Source organism: Aeromonas enteropelogenes (assembly GCF_000819845.1).
Classification (GTDB): Bacteria; Pseudomonadota; Gammaproteobacteria; order Enterobacterales; family Aeromonadaceae; genus Aeromonas; species Aeromonas enteropelogenes.
Map to the genome: position 1 here is coordinate 21,956 of NZ_CDCG01000042.1, position 10,297 is coordinate 32,252.

Here is a 10,297-nt window from a genome sequence, read left to right on the forward strand (position 1 = left end):
CAACTTTAAAACCACTAATTACACTTCATTTGTAATGTGATTAAGAAAACGTCACGCAACTATTTAACAAAAAAATAAAATTTATGAAATTCATCTCTGATAAGTATAATTACCTAAAGCCTGAAATAAATTATTTAACTGATCCAGTGGTTATTTCACAGGCTTGGAAGAAAACTCATTCATATATACGAAGCTTTAATTGGTATGCTGACACATTATCTCTTGATGCTTCAACAATAGCTATTGAAGATGAGGCTAATAAGTGGGGGGGGCAGTTAAAATCAGGTAGAATTTTGAATAAGCTTGAGCTTGTTCCTGCTGCCAAGAGTGAAGGGTGGACTATAGATAAAAATCAAGGATGGATACCCGTAGCATTTATAGATGAAACAAATAAACAGGAACGAGAAAACACTCCACCAATACGACCATTAGCTCATCTTACGATACGAGACCAAACTTGGGCTACAACAGCGATGATGTGCTTGGCTGATGCAATAGAGACGGCACAAGGTGATTGCAGTTCAGGAAAGGATAACTCCGTTTATAGTTATGGCAATCGCTTAATTTGTGATTGGAAAAATAAAAAAGCATGGTTCAGATGGGGAAACAGTGAAATATATCGAAAATTTTATTCAGATTACCAAAGCTTTTTAAAAAGACCTATTGCGATTGGCCGAGATCTAGTTGAAAGAAATGCCGGTAATGTTTACATAGTAAATTTAGATTTATCAAAGTTTTACGACAACATTGATAGAAAGGTTCTTATAAAAAGACTAAAAAATGCATCCAGCAATTTTGGACATGATCACTGTGATATTTTTTGGCGTCGTTTTGAAAAAATAATTGATTGGCAATGGAGAGATAGAGATGTTCGCTTTGCAGAGAAATTCAATATTTCTTTAGACTCTAGCAAAGGCTTACCTCAGGGTCTTGTATCATCAGGTTTTTTCGCCAATGCATATATGTTAGATTTTGACAAGCATATTGGAAACAACATTGGAACTTTGTTGCCAACTCCCGGAAAAGTATTTTTATATGATTACTGCAGATATGTTGATGATCTCCGACTGGTAATAAGCACTGACTTTGAAGACATAAAGATAATAAAGAGAGTAATACAAAGCTATATTAGCAGAATGCTGAAAATACATGCTGGGGAAGATACAACATTAAACATCAAAAAAACAAAAATAACATCCATTTCAGATCTTGATAATATAGGGAGCATGACAAACAGAATTAATATATTGCAAGGAGAGCTAAGCGGCCCTGCAGATAGAGAAGTCCTTGATAATGCTTCTAGTATTTTAGAGGGATTGCTTTCAATAGAGGATGACAACTTGCCTGATTTGAAAACATCCCATCCAGATCTGCCTCTAGTACAACTAACAAAATATGATCATGATATAAGGACTGATACTTTAAAAAGGTTTGCCGCTAACCGTCTAGAAAGCATAATGCGCTCAAAACGAAGTATCAGTATTATTAATGAACATGGTTTTGATAATAAACAGCTAGAAAATGAAAGCGAGTTACTCGCAAAAAAATTAATACATGCTTGGATGAAGGACCCCTCTCTTAGCATTGTTCTAAGGAAAGCTATTGAGATATATCCATCAGCTGAGCTATTTGAACCTGTATTTAATTCCATATATATAAGAAGCAGCTTTAATTCAACTGAAAAAAATGATGTTATTTCTTCCATTTTAATGGATTATTTATTAGCTGACTTATTTAGATGTTGTTGTGATTTTGATGGCTTTTTCAAAAAGATAAAATATCCAAACTCACTTCAACCATTTTCTATAATTGAATTAGCCTCAATTTATGCACAAAGAGTTATTTGTTCAAAAACAAAAAAAACATTTGTAGAAAGACAAGCTCTATTATTATTGGCAATAGCAAAAAAACCAATATGCCCATCACCTGGAAATAAATCTATTCAAGCAGCATTACATCTTATTTTGAATGGCAAGCAACCACCCATTAATGATGATTATTGGGTCATTTATGAGATTGCAAGCCAGATAACGGGTCATAATGATACATATGTAAAATTGTTACTAGAGCAGTTAAGCTCAGCGCCTAACGCAGTAGAAATAATTGAAATGTTTGCTAAGCGCGGAGGACCTTTTTGGCTTTCCATTTGGAATAGAATAAGTAAAACCAAACATTTAAAAACAAAGTACAGATCTTTAGAGTGGGCATCGCCAGTTATTGTTTCAAGGATTAACAATGGCAAGTTGAAACTATCCAACATAATTGCTTCCGAAGAGAATTGTTTTGTACATGAAGCCGCAACAATAAAACTAGCATTAGGGCTATTGAAACTATTAGAAAACAGATCAGACGCATTAACATTATCTCCGAAACAAATTCTAGTTAGTTCACCAGACTCAATTACGTGGCATGAAATATGGAATCCCAAAGCAAGTGAAATAGTATGCCACATTGCTGAAGCTAATAAATTTAGTGACCCTAGATTTAATATTCCTGAATGGCTATACTCCACAGAGAATGACATTGATGAATCAGCAAAAAAAATATACTGGATTGGTACTATTTTAAGAGCGGCTGTTGTTGGTGGGTGTGATTTTACAGGAAACCGATGGAAATCGAATAGTTCAGACACATATAAAGGCGTAAGAACCTCATGGTTCAAACGTCGAATGGGCATGATGCATTCCCCTGAGTCATTAGTCGGTGAATATGCCACTATAACTGGATGGTTATCAGAACTACTTATGAGATGCCTTCAATGGCCTGGTTTTGAATCAAACTTTATTCGCCATAAAGATATACTCAATGTGATTGATTTAAATTCATTTGAGTCAAGTTTAAGAAATAGGCTGTCACATCTAAACAACTTGTATTGCAAAGCCTCAAATATGCCAGGTTTACCATCTCAGGTAAAACGCCCTAAACTAAATGCAACACCATGCTTTCGCGTGGTAATGATTCAACAGCTGCTTCCACGCTCTACCGACTTTGTGAAGGCAGACCCGACATTAGATCATATTAAAACTAGAGCTACACATCGAGAGCATTTGCTTTCAATATGCCAAGTTGCTTACAAAACTTTATACACAAAATTACAGGCGGATCGACAAAAAGAAAGAACAGCTGCAGATCTAATTATTTTCCCAGAACTATCTGTGCACATAGAAGATCAAGATATAATCAAACGGCTTGCAGATAAAACTAGAGCAATGATTTTTGCAGGGTTTGTTTTTAAAGACCACGGTGGAAAACTAGTTAATATGGCACGGTGGATCATTCCAGATTATAAGAAGAGCGGAAGACAATGGATAATTAGAGACCAAGGAAAACTACATATGACATCGGAAGAGGAAAAACTTGGAATTACTGGATACAGACCATGCCAACATATAATAGAAGTACATAGAGATGGTCTCTCACCTTTTAGGATATCTGGTGCAATATGCTATGATGCAACAGATATTAGCTTGGCTTCTGATTTAAGAGATAAAACAGATTTGTTTATTGTTGTCGCTCATAACAAAGATGTAAATACTTTTGATAATATGGCTGCTGCACTACACTATCATATGTATCAACATGTAATAATTTCAAATATTGGAGAATTTGGTGGCTCTACAATTCAAGCACCATTTAAAGAGCCTTATGAAAGACTAATTACTCACGTACATGGAGCGAATCAGATTGCCATTAATGTTGCAGATATAGACCCTTATGCATTTACCCGTGAGCATAAGGAGCATAAGAAGAGAAAAACCAAGCCCGCAGGGTTCAATCGATGAAAAACGCAATAGTTTATTAATAATGGAGTTGTAATTGCAATGGATATAGATGTATGGGTGAAGTGGATTAGTATTGGCTCGAGTATAGCAACAGTCATAATTGCATGGTCAGCCCTTTATGTCGCAAATAAGCAATTGAAATTAGGTTGGGAACAGCTGAACACAAATATATCTGAAACTAAAAATGCAACAGCTCACAACCTTTATCATCAATACCTATCTATGTGTATTGATAAACCAGAATTTGCCTATGGAATGGAAAAACCTGAAGAACGTACCATAGATTATGGCAAGTATTGCTGGTTTGTTTCATCAATGCTTTTTACATTTGAGCAGATATTGGAAACAAATTCATTAGATACAAAGTGGATAGATGCTATTAAATCTCAATTGTTGAGGCACAGGAAGTTTCTTGCCATATCAAGTACAGTAAGAGAACGAAATTGGAACGATAAATTACAAAATATAATTAACGAAGTAATTCTATAATATTTATCTCCTCTCCCTCCGAATGCCAGCCCTCAGACAGGCCACAAACAAAAACCGCAGCCCAATGGCTGCGGTTTTTTATTGGCTCAACCTGTTGGCACCAGACGCCAACAAGGCCACCGACCTTAGGCGCGGCGCCAGCTGGTCTTGCCGGCGCTGTCTTCCAGCACGATACCCATCTCGGTGAGACGGTTGCGGGCGGCATCCGCCGCGGCCCAGTTCTTGTCGGCACGGGCCTGATTGCGCTCGGCGATCAGACGTTCGATTTCGGCCACTTCGTCGTCCGCTTCGTCACCCTTCAAGAAGGCGTCCGGATCCTGCTGCAGGATGCCAAGCACGGCGCCCAGCTCGCGCAGACGGGCACCGAGGCCAGCGGCAACGGCCATGTCTTCGGCCTTCTGGCGGTTGATCTCGCGCACCAGGTCGAACAGGGCGGAGTAGGCTTCCGGGGTGTTGAAGTCGTCATCCATGGCCTCAACAAAACGGGCCACCTGCTCGTCGCCACCGGCAGCGGCGGCTTCAGGCAGATCGCGCAGGGCGGTGTACATGCGCTCCAGCGCGGCGCGGGCTTGCTTCAGGTTATCTTCCGAGTAGTTGAGCTGGCTGCGGTAGTGGCCGGACATCAGGAAGTAGCGGACGGTTTCCGGATCGTAGTGCGCCAGCACATCGCGAATGGTGAAGAAGTTGCCAAGGGACTTGGACATCTTCTCTTTATCCACCATCACCATGCCGCTGTGCATCCAGGTGTTGACGTAGTCGCCACCGTGGGCGCAGCAGGACTGGGCGATCTCGTTCTCGTGGTGGGGGAACTGCAGATCGGAGCCACCGCCATGGATGTCGAAGTGGTTGCCCAGGTGCTTGGAGTTCATGGCAGAGCACTCGATGTGCCAGCCGGGGCGGCCCGGGCCCCAGGGGCTGTCCCAGGTCGGCTCGCCGGGCTTGGACATCTTCCACAGCACGAAGTCCAAGGGGTTGCGCTTGGCATCCACCACGTCGACGCGGGCACCGGCTTGCAGCTGCTCCAGATCCTGGCCGGAGAGCTGGCCATAGTCGGCATAGGACTCGACGATGAACATGACATCGCCGTTGTCAGCCACGTAGGCGTGGCCCTTGTCCAGCAGGGATTGCACCAGTTCGATGATCTCACCGATGTGCTGGGTGGCACGCGGCTCGATATCCGGGCGTACCATGCCGAGGGCATCGAAGTCGGCATGCATGTCGCCAATCAGGCGCTCGGTCAGCTCGTCACAGGTGACGCGGGTTTCGGCGGCGCGTTTGATGATCTTGTCATCCACGTCGGTGATGTTGCGCACATAAGTGAGATCGTAACCGGCGTAGCGCAGGTAACGAGCGACCACGTCGAAGGCGACAAAGGTGCGGCCGTGGCCGATATGACAGTGATCGTAGATGGTGACACCACACACATACATGCCCACCTTGCCCGGGTGGATAGGTTTGAATTCTTCTTTTTGACGAGTGAGTGTGTTGTATATCTTCAGCATCTTATAACCACTGCCTGTGTGTAAAATGGTTGGTCATAATACCCCGTTCGACCAGAGAAAACGAGCCGGATCCCGCCTGCCATCTATGTCTTGGCGCCAGATGCACTATGCCCGCCGCCCCTGATGGGCTAGAATTGCCACCACTTTATGCCATACACCCGCGGGCCTGCCTGGCTCGCTACAAAACGAAGGGACAACTCATGGTCACTCTGCATACCAATCACGGCGACATCACCCTCACCCTGAATGCTGAAAAAGCCCCGGAAACCGTGGCCAACTTCCTGCAATACTGCCGTGACGGTCACTATGACAACACCATCTTCCACCGCGTGATCGACGGCTTCATGATCCAGGGCGGCGGCTATGCCCCGGGCTTTGAAGAGAAAGACACCCGCGCTCCGATCAAGAACGAAGCGGCCAACGGCCTGTCCAACAAGATTGGCACCATCGCCATGGCCCGCACCATGGAGCCGCACTCCGCCAGCGCCCAGTTCTTCATCAACGTGAACAACAACGACTTCCTCGACTTCAAATCCGCCACCACCCAGGGCTACGGCTACTGTGTATTCGGTGAAGTGACTGCGGGCATGGACGTGGTCAACAAGATCAAGGGCGTCAAGACCGGCAACTACGGTCGCATCCATCAGGACGTACCGGTTGAAGACGTGGTGATCACCAAGGTGACCCTTGCCGAGTGATCTCTGCCGGCCAGGCACTGACAAAACTGCGGCCCCGGCCGCAGTTTTTCCATCTGCCGCCCCAAACTGGCGCCACCTCGACTATCTGGCCCATGGCAACCCGCGCCAGCGCTCCGCCCACGCCCTGTTAAGTAACGGCCTGTGGACGCGCTTGCAAGAGCTGTGCAGCGACGTGGCCATGGTCAGTACCCTCGCCATCGGACTGGAGCGGCCGGGTAGCGATCTCGATATCCTCTGCCAGCATCCGGTGCCTGCCCACCTTGCGGCTCAACTGCGCGAGCAGGGGTGGCTGGCAAGCGACAAGGGGGAAGGCGTCTGGCTGCTGGAGCGGCTTTTTGCCGGCCCGGACGGGCACTCCTGGCCGGTGGAGCTCTATGTCACGCCGGCAGCGGTCGAGACTCTCAACGGCTGGCGCCACCTCACCCTGATGGCCGCCCTGCTGGCGCACTTTGGGGATGATTTTTATCAGGCGGTGCTGCGTCTGCGCTTGGAAGAAGGCCTCAAAGGCGAGGCTGCCATCTGCCGCCTGCTGGGGCTGGCCGGCGACCCTTACGAGGCGCTGCTGACCCTGGAGGGACGCAACCTGGCCACACTCACGTGGCAGCGGATGCCTGATCCTGCCCGGCCAGCGGTTGTCCAGACGCCGCCATCAGCCCTTGCCAGCCCCGAAACAGCCGTTCATTGCCCCTCCCCGGATCCGACCCTGAGCACCGACACGCCACCATGAGCACCCTCTTTATCAGTGACATTCACCTGTGCGCCCAGCGGCCCGACATGACGGCGGCGCTGGTGCACTTTCTCGAGCACGACGCCGTCGGCGCCGATGCCCTCTATGTGCTGGGGGATCTGTTTGAATTCTGGATTGGCGACGATGATCCCAACCCGCTCCACCAGACCATCGCCGACGCCTTTTTGGCCCTGAGCCAGCAAAACGTGCCCATCTACTTTATTCACGGCAACCGTGACTTTCTGCTGGGCCAGCAGTATGCCAAGCGCGCCGGCATGACATTGCTGGGGGATCCTTGCGTCATCGAACTCTATGGCGAGCGGGTGGTGCTGAGTCACGGGGATCTGCTCTGCACCCTGGATGAGGGGTATCAGAAGTTTCGTCGCATCACCCAGCTCAAATGGCTGCGCTGGCTCTTTCTGCGCCTGCCGCTCCCCCGCCGTCAGGCCATCGCCCACAAGATGCGCGGCCAAAGCCAGATGGAAAATGCCTACAAGAGCCAGAGCATCATGGACGTGACGCCCGCGGCGGTGGACGCCATGCTGCGCAGTCACGACTGCCGGATGATGATCCATGGCCACACCCACAGACCCGCCATCCACGACTTTACCCTGGACGGCCAACCCGCCCGCCGTATCGTGCTGGGGGACTGGTTCGAACAAGGGTCGGTGCTGGTCTGCCGCCCGGGCGAGCAACGGCTGGAGCAGCGCCCCCTCTCCCAGGCAGACACTGCATCGCAGGGGTAAGCGAGCATTTACCTGCGCAGGCCAAAAACGTGCGCGCCAGATAACAAAAGAGGCCATGACCCCGACGGGTCATGGCCTCTTTTTATTGGGTAAGGGACTGGCTCGATACGCGCCAGCCGCGATGGCGTCAGATTGCCATCTGCTCGTGGGGGGAGCCGTGGTGGCGCAGCCAGACAAAGCTCAGCGCCACAATCAGCACCATCAGGGTCATGATGGCCCCCAGGGTCACCTGGCCGGTCATCGGGAAGCAGGCCGCCAGCAGGGTGACGACACCCGCCCCCAGGTTCTGCATGCCGCCGAGGATGGCCCCCGCGGTGCCCGCCTGGCTCGGGAAGGGCTCGATGGCGCAGGAGGTGGCGGTCGGGTAGAGAATACCGCTCCCGATGAAGTAGACGGCAGCGCCCCCGATCAGTGACGCAGCACTCACTAACCCGAACAGGCCCGGCAGCAGAATGATGAGCGAGCCGAGTGCCAGAAACGCGATGCCCAGACGCATCAGCTTGCCCTGGCTCAGGCGAAAGCTCAGCTTGGCCGAGAGCCAGGCCCCGAACAGATAACCCGGCAGCGGCAACACGAACAGCACGCTCACGGTGCGGGCGCTCAGTTTCAGCACATCCCCGAGCAGCACGCCGGCGGCCGCCTCAAAGACCGCCAGACCGGAGAAGGTGGCCATCAGGCAGAGCAGGTTGCCCTGAAACTTGGGGTTGCCCAGCACATGGCGATAGGCCGCTCCCACCCGCAGCGGTTGCTGGCGGGCGCTCACCGGCAGGGTCTCGCCAAACCAGGCCATGATGGCCAGGGTCGCCACGGCGCCAAAACCGAACAGGAACCAGTAACCGGCACGCCAGTTGAACAGCTCGGTCAACCAGCCCCCCAGCACGGGGGCCAGCAGCGGGGAGAAGATCACCCCCATGCTCACCAGGCTGTTGGCACGGTTGAGCTCGGCGCCGCTATAACGGTCGCGCATCACGGTGCGGCTCATGGCGCCGCCCGCACCGGTTCCCAGCCCCTGGATGAAGCTGCCCACCAGCAGGGCCGCGAAGTGAGGGATCAGCTGGATGGTCAGGGTCCCCAACAGAAACACCATCATGCCGATGATGAGCACGGGGCGACGACCGATGCGATCCGACAGCGGCCCATAGACAAACTGGGAGAGGCCATAGGGAATGAGGTAACAGGCCATCACCGCCTGCAGCTGACCGGAGGCCACCTGAAAGTCCCCCGCCATCATGGGAATGGAGGGGACATAGAGGGTCTGGGTCATCTGGCCCACAGCGACCATCAGAATGGTCAGGAAAAACAACGGATAAAAACTGTGCCGATCCATATCAGTCCCAAAAAAATCGTCAAAAAGCTGCCGCCCCCCGACGCAGAAATGGCCCGGGGGAGTCTCTTCACAGAAACAGTGAGTCAATCAAATCAGTGTTGGAAACAGGAGGCGGGGAGCCCGCCCGGCCATCGCACAGGACGCTTGATGGTATAGGGGCATGATAGTGATTCAGCTCACAGAAAACGAACGAATCTTTATAATCAGCTTGCCTTAGTTTTTCTAATATTACGGGGCGTTTCGCCCCGTCTGCAGTTAAAAATCAACGCGTTACCATCTGCTGTGCCTGCTTGATCAGATCCTCTGGCTGCTCCTTGCGCGGCGGAATGGTGATCCCCTTCTGGCAGGCAGGACGGGACTCCATGCGCGCTATCCAGGCCTGCAGATGAGGCAGCCCCTCGATGGAGATCCCGCTCCAGTCGTAGATCCGCACCCAGGGCCAGGTGGCAATGTCGGCGATGCTGTACTCATCGGCCAGATACTCGTGGTGGGCCAGATGGCTGTCGAGCACCTCGAACAGGCGGCGCCCCTCCTTCTGGTAACGCTCGATGGCCGCCGGGATCTTCTCGGGGAAGTAGCGGTAGAAGACGTTGGCCTGCCCCATCATGGGGCCAACACCGCCCATCTGGAACATCAGCCACTGGATGGCCCGGGAGCGGCGCTTGGGATCCTGCGGCAAGAGCTTGCCCGCCTTCTCGGCCAGATAGAGGAGGATGGCGCCGGATTCGAACACGGCGAAGTCATCGTTGTCCCGATCGACGATGGCCGGAATGCGGCCGTTGGGGTTGATGGCCAGAAATTCGGGCTTTTTCTGATCCAGTGCCGACAAGTCGAGCGGGATCACCCGATAAGGCAGCCCCAGCTCCTCGAGGGCTATCGCCACCTTGAAGCCATTGGGGGTCGCGGCGGTATAAAAGTCGATCATGGTCACTCCTTGGTTACGCAGATGGGGCCACCGGGCACTCATTTCCCCCGGCGGCGAGATCCTGACCCACTCTCTAGTAACACAAACGGCGCACCCAGTGC

At 50.7% G+C, this 10,297-nt stretch carries 8 protein-coding genes; 5 read left to right on the top strand and 3 right to left on the bottom strand.

The genetic code is table 11. The features are described from left to right. The first annotated feature begins 83 nt into the window (after nt 1-83). Complete coding sequence (locus BN1123_RS18195; protein WP_042028808.1) at nt 84-3,782, top strand: reverse transcriptase domain-containing protein; 3,699 nt, start codon at nt 84-86, stop codon at nt 3,780-3,782. A 39-nt stretch (nt 3,783-3,821) separates the two neighbouring features. Beyond that, complete coding sequence (locus tag BN1123_RS21080) at nt 3,822-4,271, top strand: hypothetical protein (protein ID WP_042028810.1); 450 nt, start codon at nt 3,822-3,824, stop codon at nt 4,269-4,271. Nucleotides 4,272-4,396: 125 nt separating this feature from the next. On the opposite strand, the gene cysS is transcribed toward BN1123_RS21080, so the two are convergent. Further along, nucleotides 4,397-5,773: a cysteine--tRNA ligase gene (cysS, locus tag BN1123_RS18205; RefSeq protein ID WP_042028812.1), complete on the bottom strand. Its 1,377-nt coding sequence runs from the start codon at nt 5,771-5,773 to the stop codon at nt 4,397-4,399. Between the two features lie 200 nt (nt 5,774-5,973). Between cysS and BN1123_RS18210 the strand changes: the two genes are divergently transcribed. From BN1123_RS18210 to BN1123_RS18220, 3 genes are read left to right on the top strand one after another with little or no spacing between them, the layout of a single operon-like run. Then, on the top strand, nt 5,974-6,471 hold the full coding sequence (locus BN1123_RS18210; protein WP_026457729.1) for a peptidylprolyl isomerase: 498 nt from the start codon (nt 5,974-5,976) through the stop codon (nt 6,469-6,471). Continuing rightward, the gene (locus BN1123_RS18215; protein WP_042028814.1) at nt 6,461-7,198 is read left to right on the top strand and encodes a DUF4269 domain-containing protein; all 738 of its coding nucleotides are present in this window, start codon (nt 6,461-6,463) and stop codon (nt 7,196-7,198) included. The genes BN1123_RS18210 and BN1123_RS18215 overlap by 11 nt, the downstream gene beginning before the upstream one ends. Further along, the gene (locus BN1123_RS18220) at nt 7,195-7,944 is read left to right on the top strand and encodes a UDP-2,3-diacylglucosamine diphosphatase (protein ID WP_042028816.1); all 750 of its coding nucleotides are present in this window, start codon (nt 7,195-7,197) and stop codon (nt 7,942-7,944) included. The genes BN1123_RS18215 and BN1123_RS18220 overlap by 4 nt, the downstream gene beginning before the upstream one ends. Before the next feature lie 127 nt (nt 7,945-8,071). Here BN1123_RS18220 and emrD read toward each other — a convergent pair whose 3' ends face one another. Together emrD and BN1123_RS18230 are read right to left on the bottom strand one after the other, a co-directional pair. Further along, complete coding sequence (gene emrD / locus BN1123_RS18225; protein ID WP_042028818.1) at nt 8,072-9,271, bottom strand: multidrug efflux MFS transporter EmrD; 1,200 nt, start codon at nt 9,269-9,271, stop codon at nt 8,072-8,074. 262 nt (nt 9,272-9,533) lie between these two features. Beyond that, nucleotides 9,534-10,196, bottom strand: coding sequence for a glutathione S-transferase family protein (locus BN1123_RS18230; RefSeq protein ID WP_042028820.1), 663 nt, complete (start codon nt 10,194-10,196; stop codon nt 9,534-9,536). Between the last annotated feature and the right edge of the window lie 101 nt (nt 10,197-10,297).